Origin of the sequence: Klenkia sp. PcliD-1-E, from assembly GCF_024124375.1 — a bacterium.
Classification (GTDB): domain Bacteria; phylum Actinomycetota; class Actinomycetes; order Mycobacteriales; family Geodermatophilaceae; genus Klenkia.
The window spans coordinates 1-15,260 of sequence record NZ_JAMXRZ010000099.1 but is presented as its reverse complement, the minus strand read 5'-3'; the positions used below and the strand labels follow the sequence as shown (position 1 = coordinate 15,260).

General features: G+C 74.8%; 14 protein-coding genes. 3 read left to right on the top strand and 11 right to left on the bottom strand.

What is annotated here, in order from left to right:
- Window positions 1–413 precede the first annotated feature (413 nt).
- From NH342_RS17340 to NH342_RS17330, 3 genes are read right to left on the bottom strand one after another with little or no spacing between them, the layout of a single operon-like run.
- On the bottom strand, window positions 414–767 hold the full coding sequence (locus NH342_RS17340; protein ID WP_253016608.1) for a hypothetical protein: 354 nt from the start codon (window positions 765–767) through the stop codon (window positions 414–416).
- Complete coding sequence (locus tag NH342_RS17335; RefSeq protein ID WP_253016606.1) at window positions 764–2,668, bottom strand: primary-amine oxidase; 1,905 nt, start codon at window positions 2,666–2,668, stop codon at window positions 764–766. Before NH342_RS17335 ends, NH342_RS17340 begins: the two co-directional genes overlap by 4 nt.
- Before the next feature lie 11 nt (window positions 2,669–2,679).
- On the bottom strand, window positions 2,680–4,056 hold the full coding sequence (locus NH342_RS17330) for an APC family permease (protein ID WP_253016604.1): 1,377 nt from the start codon (window positions 4,054–4,056) through the stop codon (window positions 2,680–2,682).
- 308 nt (window positions 4,057–4,364) lie between these two features.
- Between NH342_RS17330 and NH342_RS17325 the strand changes: the two genes are divergently transcribed.
- Both NH342_RS17325 and NH342_RS17320 read left to right on the top strand, forming a co-directional pair.
- Window positions 4,365–5,810 (top strand): APC family permease, encoded by a 1,446-nt coding sequence (locus tag NH342_RS17325; protein ID WP_253016602.1) that lies wholly within the window; start codon window positions 4,365–4,367, stop codon window positions 5,808–5,810.
- Window positions 5,807–6,556, top strand: a complete 750-nt coding sequence (locus NH342_RS17320; protein WP_253016600.1) for an IclR family transcriptional regulator — start codon at window positions 5,807–5,809, stop codon at window positions 6,554–6,556. The genes NH342_RS17325 and NH342_RS17320 overlap by 4 nt, the downstream gene beginning before the upstream one ends.
- A gap of 23 nt (window positions 6,557–6,579) precedes the next feature.
- On the opposite strand, the gene NH342_RS17315 is transcribed toward NH342_RS17320, so the two are convergent.
- Window positions 6,580–8,010 (bottom strand): amidase, encoded by a 1,431-nt coding sequence (locus NH342_RS17315; protein WP_253016598.1) that lies wholly within the window; start codon window positions 8,008–8,010, stop codon window positions 6,580–6,582.
- A 96-nt stretch (window positions 8,011–8,106) separates the two neighbouring features.
- Between NH342_RS17315 and NH342_RS17310 the strand changes: the two genes are divergently transcribed.
- Entirely contained in the window at window positions 8,107–9,024 is a 918-nt protein-coding gene (locus tag NH342_RS17310) for a LuxR C-terminal-related transcriptional regulator (protein WP_253016596.1), read from the top strand.
- Window positions 9,025–9,047: 23 nt separating this feature from the next.
- Here the strand turns inward: NH342_RS17310 and NH342_RS17305 are convergent, their stop codons facing one another.
- The 7 genes from NH342_RS17305 to NH342_RS17275 all read right to left on the bottom strand — a co-directional run.
- Window positions 9,048–10,082, bottom strand: coding sequence for a hypothetical protein (locus NH342_RS17305; protein ID WP_253016595.1), 1,035 nt, complete (start codon window positions 10,080–10,082; stop codon window positions 9,048–9,050).
- Window positions 10,083–10,153: 71 nt separating this feature from the next.
- The gene (locus NH342_RS17300) at window positions 10,154–11,185 is read right to left on the bottom strand and encodes a glutathione S-transferase family protein (protein WP_253016594.1); all 1,032 of its coding nucleotides are present in this window, start codon (window positions 11,183–11,185) and stop codon (window positions 10,154–10,156) included.
- Between the two features lie 14 nt (window positions 11,186–11,199).
- A complete protein-coding gene (locus NH342_RS17295) occupies window positions 11,200–12,156 on the bottom strand; it encodes an SDR family NAD(P)-dependent oxidoreductase (protein WP_253016593.1) in 957 nt (318 codons plus the stop codon).
- 4 nt (window positions 12,157–12,160) lie between these two features.
- The gene (locus tag NH342_RS17290; RefSeq protein ID WP_253016592.1) at window positions 12,161–12,856 is read right to left on the bottom strand and encodes a DUF6308 family protein; all 696 of its coding nucleotides are present in this window, start codon (window positions 12,854–12,856) and stop codon (window positions 12,161–12,163) included.
- Window positions 12,857–12,859: 3 nt separating this feature from the next.
- Complete coding sequence (locus tag NH342_RS17285) at window positions 12,860–13,675, bottom strand: formate/nitrite transporter family protein (protein WP_253016591.1); 816 nt, start codon at window positions 13,673–13,675, stop codon at window positions 12,860–12,862.
- 53 nt (window positions 13,676–13,728) lie between these two features.
- Complete coding sequence (locus tag NH342_RS17280; protein ID WP_253016590.1) at window positions 13,729–14,742, bottom strand: SDR family oxidoreductase; 1,014 nt, start codon at window positions 14,740–14,742, stop codon at window positions 13,729–13,731.
- 51 nt (window positions 14,743–14,793) lie between these two features.
- Window positions 14,794–15,260: cbb3-type cytochrome c oxidase subunit I (locus NH342_RS17275; protein WP_253016589.1), on the bottom strand; the 467-nt coding region annotated here is incomplete at its 5' end.

Genomic DNA, 15,260 nt, shown 5'->3' with positions numbered 1-15,260 from the left:
CGCGGTGGCCGTCCTGGCCGTGGCGGTGGCCGTCCTCGCCGCCGGCATCGCGACGCTCGCCGGGGCGGTGGCGCTGCAGAAGCTGGCGCACCAGCCGGCCCCGGCGGTACCGGCCGCCTGCGCCGGCTGTGCCTGCTCGGGCGGCGGGTGCGGGGTCCTGCCGCGCGCCTGACGGACGCCGTCCACACGCAACCGCGAGTTCATCAGGACGTCATGACGTCTCGGTAGCGTTGTGCTCGTCACACCCCGACGAGTCCCGGAGACCGACCATGCGCACCCTCGAGCGCGGCGCCTGGACCTGCGCCAACTGCCCGACCACGAACGAGTCCCACCGCAAGCGCTGCACCGACTGCGGCACCACCCGGCACTGACGCCGCAGGGGTGGGCCCGCACCGCGGCGGACCCACCCCGCATCACCGGCGCAGCAGCGCCACCGCGGCGAGCACCAGCTGCGCCCCCACCAGCCCGAGTGCGACGTGCCCGGCGCCCGCCCCGTGGTGCATGCCGTGCCCGGTGAGCATCGGCGCGTGCAGCGCCAGCATGCCGAGGTCGACCAACGCGGTCAGGCCCCACACCGACGCCGTCGGCGCCCGCCACAGGTGCACCGCGCACGGCAGGCAGACCAGCGCCATAGCGGCCATCGCGACCGCCGACAGCTCGCCGGAGGCAGCCAGCACCAGGTGCACAGCGGCCGACGCCAGCGCCAGGACGGCGGCCGCCCGGCCGAGCGCCGGGGCGCGCGGCCGGGCGGGCAGGGCCGTCGTCATCCCTCGCCCTGGCAGTGGTCCGACGTCGACGCCGGCACCCCGAGTGCGGGGTTGTGGTCGAAGAACCCGACCGGCTTGAGCACGAAGCCGGCGTAGTCGGTCGGCATGACCGGCCAGTCCTCGGGCCGCGGGAAGTGGGTCAGCCCGAAGGTGTGCCACAGGACCACGTCGGTGTCCTCGAGCTCCGCGTCGTCGCGGGTGAACGCGGGCAGGCCGCCGGCACCGGGGTGCTGGTTGACGAAGTCACCGGCCGGGTAGCGCTCGGCCGGGTCGTACTCGGTGACCCACAGCGACTTCGTCGAGAACGTCGCCCGCTGGTGGATGGAGGAGGACTCGTCGGCCAGCAGGACCGGGGCGTTCTCCGGGTGCAGCGCGTAGCCCACCGGCTGGCCGAGCCGGTTGGTCTTGCCCGGGTTGACCACGTGCCAGGTCCGGCCCTTCGTCGCGTCGGTGGTGCGGCCGCCCTCGGACTCCCGGGTGATCGGGGTCAGCGAGCGGGTGAAGGCGTTGCCGTAGGGGTTGGTGTCGCTGACCGGCACCCGGACGGCGTCCACCTCGTGCACCGTGTTGCCCGACCCGTCGGCGGCGTCGACGGCCATGTCCAGCCGCGCGGAGAACAGGTGCTGGTGGAACGGCGCGCCCAGGCCGGGGGCGATCTCGGTGGCGTAGGGGTGCTCGTCGCCGCGGTAGGCCGAGGTGAACACCACCCCGGTCGCCTTGGACTCCAGCTGGATGGTGCCGTCGGTGTAGAGGTACCAGTAGAAGCCGTAGTCGTAGTTGCCGATCGTGGTGAAGAAGCTGATCACCAGCCGCCGGGAACGCCGGGTCTCGGCCATCCCGGTGAACATGTCGGTGTGCTTCCACCCCACCCCGTAGTCCTCCTCGTGCAGGCAGATCGCGTTGCGCATCACCCGCGGGTGGCCGGTCTCGTCGGCGATGGTGGCGTCGAAGTAGTGGATCTCGCCCAGGCAGTCGCAGCCCAGCTCGAGGGAGTTGGTGTACCGGGCGAAGAGGTACTCGCCGGTGTCGAAGTAGTTCTGCCAGAACCGCACCGGTGAGGGGTCGGCGTAGGGCACGACCATCTCCGCGATCGACGCCCGGTGCACCACCGACCGGCCGTCGACCGACAGCTGGTTCAGCACCAGTCCCTCGCGCATGTCGAACCCGACCCGGAACTCCCAGCCGGCCCACCGGACGACGTCGTCCTCGACGGTGAAGGACCGGCCCTGCGGCTGGGTGATCTCGATCGGCTTCAGGTCGCGAGGGGTGCCCTCCAGCGACACCCGCTCGGCGGGCACGGGGAGGTCGACGTGGTCGTGCACCGCCGTCGTCACCCCGCGGGTGATGTCGACGTAGGCGACGACGCCGTCCACCGGGTGCGCCCAGGGCAGGTCGTCGGGGTCGGCCTGGTGGAAGCCGAGCACCCGGACGACGCGGTGGCCGAACTCGTCGTCGAAGTAGGACCCGGCCGACAGCGGCACCGCGCGGACGTCGGCCACCGGCAGCCCGCGCTTGGTCATCGCGGCCTGCCAGGCCTCGTCGACGGCCAGGATCGGCTCGATGGCCTCGAACTCGGCGTCGGTGATCGGCACCTGGCCGTCGGCGACGCCGTCGATCTCGGTGTCGCGCAGCACCTTCTCCTGGGACACCGACACCAGGACGTCGCGACCGGCGCCGGTGGCCCGGTCCAGCAGCAGCACCCGCAGCCGCCGCTCCACCGGGGTGCCGGGGGTGAACTCCTGGACGTCGCGCTTGTGCGGCTCGTCCAGCCCGACGTAGACGAAGACGGTGCTGGGCTGCACCAGCCCCGCGTCGGTGACGACCTGGCGGGCGGTGTCGACCTCCTCGGCGGTCATCCGGGACAGCGGGTGGGTGGCGGTGCGGTTCTCGGTGGTGGTCATGGCGGGTCTCCTCAGATCTGCGGGGCGGCGTCGGAGCGGGTGGCGCGGACGAGGTCACGGGCGGCGGAGGGCCGGGCGGCGGCGAGGACGAACCCGCCACCGAGGGCGAGCAGGAGCAGCACGCCGGCACCGATGCCCAGCGCGGTCGAGCCACCCATGAGCAGCGGCAGGTTCTCCACGAGCAGCACCAGCACTGCGGCCAGGCCCAGGACGCCCAGGCCGGGCGCGACCAGCGTCTGCCAGGGCCGCCGGTCGACCCCGGTGCGCCGGAAGAAGACCAGGACGGCGACGCAGGCCAGCAGCATCAGCCCGACGATGCCGACGCTGGCGATGCCGGCCAGCCAGGTGAACACCTCCAGGACGGGGTCCAGGCCGGCGATCGCGCTGACCGCCATGAGGACGACGCCGATCGCGGTGGTCACCAGGGAGGCGACGTGCGGGGAGGCGTGCCGGGCGTGGCTGCGGCCGCACGCGGCGGGGACGACGCCGGTGTTGCCGAGGGAGAAGAAGTAGCGGCTGAGCACGTTGTGGAAGCTGAGCACCGCGGCGAACAGGCTGGTCACCAGCAGCACCTGGATGACGTCGGCGGCCGCCGTCCCGAGGTAGACCTGCGCGGTGGTGGCGACCATGTTCCCCGGGTCGGCGGCGGCCTCGGCGACGACCGCGCTGTCGCCCCACGCGCTGACCACGGCCCAGGCGCTGACGGTGTAGAAGACCCCGATGATGGCCAGGGCGGCGTAGGTGGCGCGGGGGATGGTGCGGTCGGGGTCGCGGGCCTCGTCGCGGAAGATCGCGGTGGCCTCGAACCCGATGAACCCGGCGATGGCGAACATCAGCCCGAGGCCCGGCGCGCCCGACAGCACCTCGGCCGGGTTGAGGAACGCTGTCGACAGGCCCTCGTCGGACCCGCCCTTCCCGACGACGACGGCGTCGAGGACCAGCACGATGCCGACCTCGGCGACCAGCAGGACGCCGAGCACCTTGCTGGACAGCTCGATGTGCCGGAAGCCGAGGACGGCGGTGATGGCCAGCACGAGGAACGTCCACAGCCACCACGGCAGCGCGGGCCCGCCGTAGCCCTCGACCAGGCCGCCGAGGGCGAAGCCGATGTAGCCGAGGACGGCGCCCTGCACGGTCACGTAGCTGACCAGGGCGACCAGCGCGCTGCCCAGGCCCCAGCCGCGGCCCAGACCCACGCCGATGTAGGAGTAGAACGCGCCGGCGTTCGGCACGTGCCGGGTCATCGCGGTGAACCCGACGGCGAAGAACGCCAGGACGACGGCCGACACCAGGTAGGTGGCCGGGTAGCCGGGGCCGTTGCCGGCGGCGATGCCGATCGGCACCGTGCCGGCGACGACGGTCAGCGGGGCGGCGGCGGCCACGACCATGAAGACGATCGCGCCGACGCCGAGGCGCCCGGAGAGGCGGTGACCTGCAGGGGCGGGTGCTGCGGGTTCGGAGGCCGGGGCGGAGGGGGGGCGGGATGCAGTGGCCACGGGGGCTCCTGGGAGGTGGGCGGCGGGTGGTGGTCGCCGACTCTGGACCCTGCCGGGGTGACCCCGGTTACACAACCGTCATCTTCGCGCAACATCGCCGTGACATCGAACGGGAGGCGGCAGGCGCGGATTCTCATTCGAGGACACCCGCCGGGGACGCGTCGTGGCTACGCTGCCCGACCACCGACCCGGGGAGGACCGTGACCATCGACGAGCTGCCTCCGCGCTCGCCCGTGGCCGGGCTGCGCCGCCGCGGCCTGTCGATGGTCGAGGTGCTGGCCCAGTCGGTGAGCGCGCTGGCGCCCTCGGCCGCCGTGGTCGCGGTCCCGCCGTTCGTGATGGTGCAGGCCGGTGCGGCCACCCTGCCGGTGCTGGTCGTCGGCAGCGCGCTGGTGGTGCTGGTCGGCTGGTGCCTGACGGCCTTCGGCCGCCGGATGGCCGCGGTCGGCGGGGTCTACAGCTTCACCGCCAAGGGCCTCGGCCCCGGCGGGGCGCTGCTGGCCGGCTGGGCCCTGGTGGTCGGCTACACCGGCATCGCGGTGTCGGCGCTTGTCGGGACGGTGGCCTACCTGGTCTCCTTCACGGGGGCCCGGCCGGTGGGCTGGGCCGCGGCGCTGCTGGCGGTGGCGGTGGGCCTGGTCGCGGTGCTGACCACGGTGCGCGGCATCCGGCTGTCCGCCCGTGTCGCGCTGGCCCTGGAGGTCGTGTCGGTCGGCGTCGTCGTCGCCGTCCTCGGGGTGCTGCTGGCCGCGCACGACGGGAGCACGGGGACCGGGGCCGCGGTGGTCGACGGGCCGGTCACCGCCGGCGGGGTGGCCACCGGGCTGGTGCTGGCGGTGGCGGCGTTCATGGGTTTCGAGAGCGCGGCGACCCTCGGGGTCGAGGCCCGCCGGCCGCTGGTCGCCGTGCCCCGGGCGGTGTTCTGGACGCCGGTGGTCACCGGCGTGCTGTTCGTGGCCGCGGGCCTGGCCCAGGTGGTGCTGCTGCGCGGGGCGCCCGTCGAGGTGCTCACCGGTGACGTGCCGGTCGCCCAGCTCGCCGACGCCGACGGGCTGGGGGTGCTGTCCCGGTTGCTGGACGTCGGCATCGCGCTGTCGTTCTTCGCCTGCGTGACCGGGTCGGTCAACGCGCTGGCCCGGGTGCTGTTCTCGATGTCCCGGGAGGGCGTGCTCCCGGCCCCGCTGGGCCGTACGCACCCCCGGTTCGCCACCCCGGCGGTGGCGCTGGCGTGCGTGCTGCCGGTGGTGGTCGCCGTCCCCGCGGTGGCGCTGGCCGGCGGGGCCCGGGCGCGGGACGTGCTGGCCGCGTCGCTGACGCTGTCGGCGCTGGGCTACGTGCTGGCCTACGTGCTCGCCGCCGCCGCGATGCCGCTGTTCCTGCGCCGGATCGGCGAGCTGACCCGGCCCACCCTGGTCGGCGGGACGCTGGCGGCGGTCGCGTCGGCCGCGGTGCTGGTCGTGGCCGTCGCCGGCGCCTCGTGGTCGGGCAGCGGCGTCGTCGTGGTGGTGTTCGGCCTGGCCTGGCTGCCCGGGCCGGTGCTCTGGCTGGTGCTGCGCCGCCGCTCGCCCGCGGTGCTGGCCCGGGTCGGGGTGTACGACCAGGCGACGGCGTCCTCCGTGCTGCCCGGTCAGGGGGTGCGCCGGTGACGGGCGTCGACCGCGGGGTCACCGGCCGGCAGCCGCAGGCTGTGCGCTCCGCGCTGGCGGTGCTCGAGGAGGTCGCCCGGGCCGGCGCCGGGGTGAACGCCAAGGAGGTCGCCGCGGCCCTCGGCCTGCCGCCGGCCACCACCTACCGGCTGCTCAACCTGCTGGTGGCCGAGGAGTACCTGGTCCGGCTGCCCGACCTGCACGGCTTCGCGTTGGGCGCCAAGGTCGCCGGTCTGGTCGGGGCGGCCGCGCCGGGCCGGGTGCCCACCGCGGCGCGGCAGCTGCTGGCCCAGCTGCGCGGCGGGGTGCGCGCCGGGGTGCACCTGGTCGTGGTGTCCGGGCCGTCGGTGCGCTGCGCCGACGTCGACCCCGACCTGCCGCTGGCCGCGCCCGCGCTGGTCGAGTCCCACCTGCACGCCTCCGCCGTCGGCCACCTCGTGCTGGCCGAGGCCGGGGACTGGCGCGAGGTGGTGCACCACCCCGACCGGTTGCCCGCGCTCACCCCGGCCACCCCGACCCGGCCGGCCGAGCTGGAGGCCTGCCTGGACCGGGTCCGCTCGCTGGGCTGGGCCGGGCAGGTCGGCCAGCTGCACCAGGGGGTGGGCTGCCTGGCGGTGCCGGTGCGCGCGCCCGACGGCCCGCTGGTCGGGGCGGTCGCCGTCAGCTCCGGGCGGGGCGAGGTGCCGGTGGCCAGCCTGGACGCCGCCCGTGACTGCGCCGCCCGGCTCGGCCCGCTGCTGGGCTGAACCGGACGGCGCGGGTCGGTGCCTCAGCCGGCGAGGACCGCCGGTCGCCGGTCGGCCCACGGCTGCGCCTGCTCCAGCTGGCCCGCCAGGGCCAGCAGCGTCTCCTCGCCCAGGTGTGCCCCCACCAGCTGCACGCCGACCGGCCACCCCTCCGGCGAGGGGGTCCCCGGGATGCTGATGGCCGGGGCGCCGGTGACGTTGGACAGCGCGGTGAAGGGCGCGAACCGGAAGATCTTGTCGTACCAGCCACGGGCGTCCAGGCCGTCGTCGTCGGCGTCCAGGTAGCCGATGGCGGTGTTGGGCTGCGCGGTGGTCGGGGTCAGCCAGACGTCGTGCTCGGTGAAGAACGCACCGACGGCGCGGGTGACGGCGTTGAAGCTCCGGTCGGCTGCGTAGAGGTCCATCGCGGTCAGGGTGGCGCCGTGCTCGGCGCAGGCCAGCGTGGTCGCCTCGAGCACGTCACGGGTCAGCGGGATGCCCAGGGCGACGGACAGGCCGAGGGCGGCGTCGGCCAGGAAGCTGCTCCAGGCCGTGAAGTTCGCGTCGTGGAAGGCGGCGGTGTCATAGGCGGGGGCGGCCTCCACCACCTCGTGGCCGAGCTCCTGCAGCACCCGGGCGGTCCGCTCGACGGCCGCGGCGTTCGCCGGGTCCACCGGGGTGCCGTCGGGCGCAGCCGTGCTGAGCGCGACGCGCAGCCCCCGCGGCGCCCGTTGCGCAGCCTCGGCGAAGGACGTGCCCGGTGCCGGCAGGACGTAGCGCTCGCCGGGCTCCGCGCCGTGGACGGCGTCCAGCACACCGGCGCAGTCGCGAACGGTCCGGGTCACGACGAACTCGATGCCCAGACCGAGCAGCGGGTCGCTGTGGTCGGGGCCGACCGTCGTCCGGCCCCTCGTGGGCTTCAGCCCGACCAGGCCGCAGTTGCCCGCCGGGATGCGGATCGAGCCGCCGCCGTCGTTGGCGTGGGCCACGGGCAGGGCGCGCGCGGCCACCAGTGCGGCCGATCCGCCGGAGGACCCACCGGGGGAGCGGGTGGTGTCCCACGGGTTCCTGGTCGGACCGTTCGCGACGGACTCGGTGGCGGCGTTGAAGCCGAACTCGGGGGTCGCCGTCAGGCCGAGGGTCGCGAGGCCGGCCCGCCGGAAGCGACTCATCAGCGCGTTGTCGTAGGGGTAGGGCACGCCAGCCCCGAGCAGCCGGGAGCCGGCGCGCTGCGGCACGCCCTCGGCGTGGGTGATGAGGTCCTTGACGGCGAACGGCACTCCACCGAAGGGCCCGTCGGGGGCGTGCGCGAGCGGCACCTCGAAGAGCTCGCCGACCAGGGCGTTCAGCTCGCCGTTGACACTGGTGACGGCGGCGCGGGCGGTGGAGGCGACCTGGTCGGCGGTCACCTCCCCGCTGCGGATCAGCCCGGCGAGGGCGGTGGCGTCGAGGTCGCGGTACTCGGTGATGTCCATGCCCGCACCGTGGGGCACGGCCGGTGGCCGCCGCATCGGGGGAATCCCGTAGTCGCAGGTGGTGCCGCGGGACCCTACGGTGTGCCAGGCTGCGCCATGTCCTCACGGGTGGGCACCGCGCTGCACGTGCGCGAGGCCGCCGACGCCCTCGCCCAGGGCTGCGACGTGCCCGACCGGGCCGGCACCGCCCTCGGGGCGTTGGCCGACCTGGTGGGCTCGGGGTGCGTGGCCGTCCAGAGGTGGGACCCGGTCGCCGGTCGGCACACGACGGTGGCCAGCACCGGCTACTCCGCCGACGCCGTCCACGGCATCGAGGAGTTCTTCCACGCCGACCCGTTGTTCGGCCTGGTCGGGCGCACGGCGCTGCGGGTGCGCGACATCCCGCCGGGCCGCCGGCACGGGCCGGTCTTCGACCGGGTGATCGACGCCGCAGGCTTCGCCGACGGGGTCAGCGTGTGCCTGACGGCCGGGCGACGGTACGTGGGGTCGCTGCACGCGAGCACCGGGGTCGAGGGCGTGGCGGACGAGGCGACGCAGCTGCTCACCGTGCTGCGGCCGGACTTCGCTGCGCTGGTCGACCCGCTGGACGGCTGGACGGGGGCCGCCGTCGACGGGGCCGTGGAGTCGTTCGCGTGGCACGCGACGACGGGGCGGGTCCAGCCGTTGACCGCCGGCGCCCGCCCCGACCTGCTGCCCGCCCTGGTCCCGCCCGCCGCCGGGGCGCGGCTGCTGCTCGCGAGCCGGGGCCTGGTGTCGGTCGACGTCCGCCGGGCCGGGGGCTGGTGGGTGGCCGAGCACCGCGCGTCCGCACCGCCGGCCGGGCTGAGCCCCCGTGAGCTGGAGGTGCTCGCCGAGGTCACCACCGGGGCCACCAACCGGGAGATCGCCCGGCGGCTGGGGATCCGGGAGCGGACCGTGGAGGCCCACCTGGCCCACCTGTCCGGGAAGCTCGGGGTGCCGACCCGTGCGGCCGCGGCAGGGCTGGCCGCCCGGCTCGGACTCGTCCGGGTCTGATCAGCCCAGGGTCGGAGGACGGCTCAGCCCAGGGTCCAGAGGACCGCCTCGCCCTCGCAGGTGCCGGCCACCAGCACCTCGCCGTCGCCGGTGGCGGCCACCGCCAGGGCGTCGCCGTCCCCGTCGCACAGCGGCACGGGCCGGTCGCCGACGACGACGGTGGGGGAGCCCTGGTCCAGGAAGGCCACCACCGGGGTGCCGTCGACCACGGCGGCGCCGGACACCCGGGCGCCCAGGTCGGCGGTGACCTCCTCGCCGTCGACCCGCACGGTGCCGTCCGCGTCGGCGGTGACCGGGCTGCCGTCGGCGGTCAGGGCGAGCAGCTCGCCGTCGGTGCCCTGCGGGTCGCCGTCGGGCCGCAGGTCGGCGCCGAGGGTGACCAGCCGGCCGGTCCTGGTGCCGTCGGCGCCCCGGACGGCGACGCCGGCGACGACGCCGTCCCCGGTGGCGGCCAGGCCCAGCAGGTCGACCGAGACCGCGTCCTCGCCCAGGTCGAGGTCTGCCTCGTCGCGCACCTCCCCGGTTGCCGGGTCCACCGCGAGCACGCGGGCCGACACCCGGTCCTCGCCCTCCACGAGGACCAGCACCTCGCCGTCGCCGGCGGCGGCGAGGGCGCGGATGCCCCGCGGTGCCGGCTGCTGCGGGTCGACCGGCAGCGGGCCCGCGGTGCTGCCGGCGACCGGGACGAGCGCCAGCACCGGGCCGGGGGCCACGGGGTCGCTGGTCAGCGCCACCGCCACCGGGTCGCCGTCGAGGAGCAGCACGTCGGTGGGCAGCGCATCGCGCACGGCGGTCGCCGACGTCGCGGTGAGCACCGTGGAGGTGGGGGAGCCCACGAGCAGGACGGCGTAGTCCTCGCCGTCCGCGGCCAGCCGCGCGGTGCTCACGTCGCCGTCCCCCAGGTCGACCTCGTCGACCACCTGCAGCTCGTCGTCCGGTTGACCCGTCGCGGTGGTCGGGCCGGCGGATGGGCTCGTCGCACTGCTCGTCGTGGAGCCGGCGGGGTCGGCGAAGGAGGTGCAGCCGGCGGCGAGCAGCGCGGCGGCGGGCAGCGTCATCAGTCGTCGGCGCACACCCCATGGTCGCCGCCGGGCCCGCTCGACGCAGGACGAGCCCGCCGGCGACCGGGTCAGTAGCTGGTGCTGCCGCCGGCGCCCTCGGACTCCGGGACCTCCTCGCCGGCCGCGACCGGCCCCGGCGGGGTGCCGTCGCCGAACGGGGAGCCGCCCATCTCCTCGCGGTGGTGCGGGGTGAGCCAGACCGAGGTGTCCGGGCCGACCGGGACGACCTGCGTCGGGTTGATGTCGGAGTGCACGATGTAGTAGTGCCGCTTGATCTGCGGGAAGTCGGTGGTGTCGCCGAACCCGGGGGTCTGGAACAGGTCGCGGGCGTAGGCCCACAGCACCGGCATCTCGGTCAGCTTGGTGCGGTTGCACTTGAAGTGGCCGTGGTAGACCGCGTCGAAGCGGGCCAGCGTGGTGAACAGCCGGACGTCGGCCTCGGTGATGGTGTCGCCCATCAGGTAGCGGCGGTCCTCCAGCCGCTCGCTCACCCAGTCCAGCGCGGTGAACAGCCGGTCGTAGGCCTTGGCGTAGGAGTCCTGGTCGCCGGCGAACCCGCAGCGGTACACCCCGTTGTTGATCTCGGTGTAGACCCGCTGCATGACCTCGTCCATCTCGTCCCGCAGGTGCTCCGGGTAGAGGTCGGGGGCCCCGTCGCGGTGGAACGCCGTCCACTGCGTGGAGAAGTCGAGGGTCATCTGCGGGAAGTCGTTGGTGACCACGGCCTTGGTCGGCAGGTCGACCATCGCGGGCACCGTGATCCCGCGGGGGTAGTCGGGGTCGCGGGCGAAGAACGCCTCCTGCAGCCGCTCGTAGCCCAGCACCGGGTCCCGGCCACCGGGGTCCAGGTCGAAGGTCCAGGACCGCTGGTCGTGGGTGGGCCCGCAGATGCCCATCGAGAACGCGCTCTCCAGGCCCAGCAAGCGGCGCACGATGACCGCGCGGTTGGCCCACGGGCAGGCCCGGGCGACCACGAGCCGGTAGCGGTCGGCCTCCACCGGCCAGCCCTCCGAGCCGTCGGCGAGGATGCGGTCGGTGATGTAGTTCGTGTCCCGCTCGAAGGACTTGCCCGGCTCCACGTACCCGTTCTCGTTGCTCACGACGACAGCCTGTCTCAGTCGGCGTCGGGTCGCTGGGCGAGGTGCTCCTCGCTGACCTCCCACAGCCGGCGGGCGTGGTCCGGGTCGAGGGCCCAGGCCCGGACGCCGCTGCGGGTCTGCTCGTCGTCGCCGACCGTGCGGGCCTCGGCGCAGTCCTCCAGGTAGTGCCCGCCGGTGGCGAACTCCGGCGCGACGGCGGCGACCAGGGTGGTGGCGGCGCCCTGCTCGGGGGTCTTGAAGGTCACCGTGCCCTCCCGCTGCGCGCGTTCCCAGCCGTCGATGACGTCCTGGGAGACGTGCCGCTGCAGGTTGGTCATGATCCCGCCGGGCATGAGCGCGTTGGCCACGACGCCGTCGTCGGCCCAGCGGCGGGTGGCCTCGACGGCCAGCAGCACGTTCGCCGTCTTGGACTGGCCGTAGGCCGACCACGGGTCGTACTCGCGGTGCGCGAAGTGGATGTCGTCGAACACGACCGGTGAGCGCAGGTGGCCGGTGGAGGAGACCGACACGATCCGGGCGCCCTCCGCGGCGGCCAGGGCGTCGTGCAGGCCGGTGGTGAGCGCGAAGTGGCCGAGGTGGTTGGTGGCGAACTGGGTCTCCCAGCCGCGGTCGGTGAGGGTCAGCTGCGGCAGCGCCATGACGCCGGCGTTGTTGACCAGCAGGTGCAGCGGGCCGGCCCAGTCGGCGACGAACGCCGCGACGGAGTCCAGGTCGAGCAGGTCCAGGCGGGCCACCCGCACCGTGGTGTTCCCGGTCGTGCCGACGACGTCCTGCGCGGCGGCGTTGCCCTGCTCCGGGTCGCGGACGGCGATGGTCACCTCGGCCCCGGCCGACGCCAGCGCGCGCACGGTCTCCGTGCCGATGCCCGACCCGCCGCCGGTGACCACCGCGCGGGTGCCGGTGAGGTCGTGGCCGGCGACGACGTCTGCGGCGGTGGAGGTGGCGTCGAACGCGGTGGTGATCAGCGGCATGGCCTCAACTGTGCGGCAGGTCCCGGCCGAGGGCGACCGCATGGGTCAACCGCAGCGAGCCGGACAGCCACACCAGCACGTCGTGCAGCCGCAGCGGGGTGAGCCCGGTCGCCGCGGACAGCTCGGCGAACGCGGTGGCGTTGGCCCGCAGCTCCCGGTGGACGACGGCGTGCAGGTCGCTGTCGCCCTCCTCGACGTGCGGCAGCAGCTGCAGCCGGGTCACGCGGTCCACGTGCGGCACCAGGTCGGGGTGCCGGTGGTGCAGGGCGGCGGTCAGGTGCGGGAAGTCCGGCTCGCGCTGCACCGTGCGCAGGGCCGCGCCCACCGTGCCCGGCTCGCCGAGGACCGACAGCTCGTCGTCGGGCAGCTGCTCGAACGGCCGGCCGGCGGCCCGCGCGACGGCGGCGTCGACCACCGGCCGCAGCCGGGCCAGCGCGTCGGACACCCGCACCCACCCCGCGGGGTCCAGGCGGCCGTGCAACCCCTCGGCGGCGAGCAGGTCGGCGTCGTCGGAGCCACCGGCCAGGTCGTCGGAGCGGGCCCAGCCGAAGGCCGGCACGTCGACCCACCGGCCGGCCCGGGTGCCGGGGGGCCGGAACCACAGCGGTCGTCGTCCGTGCTGGTAGCCACGGACCGCGGCCAGGGCCAGGTCGAGGGGCAGCGCCGTGGGCCCGGCGCTGGGCAGCAGGACCGGTGCCACCGCTCAGGCCTCGGCCTCGGACTCGCTGCGCTCCTCGGCGATCAGGTCCTTGCTGCGGATCAGCCGGAGCAGGGTCACCACGAGCAGGCCGCCCACGACGTTGGCCAGCGCGGTGTACCAGAACCAGGCCAGCCACGCGCCGTAGCCGAACGGTGCACCGCTGATCAGCGCGGCGAAGACCAGCAGCGAGTCCAGGACGGAGTGGAACAGCTGCAGCCCGGCGAGCAGGAACGCGGCGGCCACCGCCGCCACGATCTTGGCGGGGTCGGACTCCGTGCCGTGCTGCATGCGGGTCATCAGCGTCAGCACGCTGCCGGCCAGCACGCCCAGGCAGATCGACTGCAGATCCAGCGGGGCGTCCACGAAGTGCACCGCGGACTCCACGGCGACGGTGCCCAGGTCGGGCAGGGCGTGCACCACCAACCACATGACCAGCCACCCGCCCACCAGGTTGGCCAGCAGGGTGCCGGCCCAGAGCTTGCCGAGCTGACCGGCGCTGGCCCGCTTGGCCACCACCGCGGTGACGGGGACGAGGAAGCCCTCGGTGAACAGCTCGCTGCGGGCCAGCAGGAGGGCGATCAGCCCGATGCTGAAGGCCAGCCCGGCCAGCAGGTGGCTGCCGGTCTCGCCGTAGACGGCCAGCAGGGCGAGCACCCCGGTCCCGACCTCGAGGCCACCGGCCAGCCCGGTGGTGAGGACCTCCCGCCAGCTGCGGTGCAGTCGCTGGCTGCCCTCGGCGACGATCGCGTCGAAGGCGTCGACCACCTCGTCCTCGGCCGGTTCGTCGTGCTCACCCAGGTCGGCACGGGGGTCGGTCATGGCCGCTCCTCGCTCGGGGCCGCTCCACAGGGGTCGCCCCAGGGGACCACGGCTCAGGTCCGGCGGCGCGCCAGCGCCGAGACCCCGGCGAGCAGGCCGGCGCCGGCGACCGCGGCCACCGCCCCGTGGTACCGGCTGGCCCAGATCTGGGCGTCCCAGGTCCACTGCTGGTCGGAGAAGCGGCCCTCGGCGCCGAAGTCGCGGTCGGCGTCGGCCGGCTCGTGCAGGTTGACCGGGTCGGCGGGGGTGGCGTCGGTGTCGGTGAGCTGGCCGTCGACGCCGTTGCGGGCCAGGTACCAGTCCATGAACTGCGGCCACACCTCGGCGCCGAGGACGGTGTAGACCGTCGGCGTCCCGATCCACCAGGCGCGGCGGCGGGGGTGCGCGGCGGCGTGGACCATGGCCTTGCCCATCAGTTCGGGGGCGTAGATCGGGGCCACCGGCTGCGGTCGCTTCGGCATCTTGTTCAGCACCCAGCTGAACTGCGGTGTGTTCACCCCGGGCAGGTCGACCCGGGTGATGTGCACGTTGCTGCCCTCGGCCTTGAGCTCGGTCAGCACCGACTCGGTGAAGCCCTTGATGGCGTGCTTGGCGCCGCAGTAGGCGCTCTGCAGGGGGATGCCGCGCCGGCCCAGCGCCGACCCGGTCTGCACGATGACCCCCCGGTCGCGCGGGCGCATCCGGCGCAGCGCGGACATGGTGCCGTGCACGAAGCCCAGGTAGGCGACCTCGGTGACCCGGCCGTACTCGGCTGCGGTGAGCTCGTGGAACGGGGCGAAGGCAGCGGTGAAGGCGACGTTGACCCACACGTCGATCTCGCCCAGCTCGTCCTCCACACGCTGCGCCGCGGCCTCCACCGCGTCGGCGTCGGCGACGTCGACCGGCACCACGAGCGGGGTGCCACCGGCCGCACGCACCTCGTCCGCGGCGGCGGCCAGGCCGGCCTCACCGCGGGCGAGCAGGGCCACCCGGTCCCCGCGGCGGCCGAACTCCACCGCAGTGGCGCGGCCGATCCCTCCGCTGGCTCCGGTGACGACGACGGTGCGCGGGGTGCGGGATGCGGTCATGCGGCCCCGCCTACCCCCGGCTGCGGGGGGTTCATGCCCCCCGCAGCCGACTCACAGCGGGTCGGGGTCGTTGGCACCCGCGCGGGTGCCGGTCTCGTCGAGCAGTTCCCGGGCGTACGGGCCGTGCTTGCTGCCGGCGTGGGCCTCGGCTTCGAGGCGTTCGCGCAGGTGGGGGTAGTGCAGCTCGAAGGCGGGGCGTTCGGAGCGGATGCGGGGGATCTCCAGGAAGTTGTGCCGCGGCGGGGGGCTGGAGGTGGCCCACTCCAGGGAGTTGCCGTGGCCCCAGGGGTCATCGCGCAGGGCCAGCTGCCCGTACTTCCAGGACTTCACCACGTTGTACAGGAACGGCAGCGTGGAGGCCCCCAGCACGAACGACCCGATGGTGGAGATCGTGTTCAGGGTGGTGAACCCGTCGGTGGGCAGGTAGTCGGCGTAGCGGCGCGGCATGCCCTCAGCGCCCAGCCAGTGCTGGACCAGGAAGGTGGCGTGGAAGCCGATGAAGGTCAACCAGAAGTGCA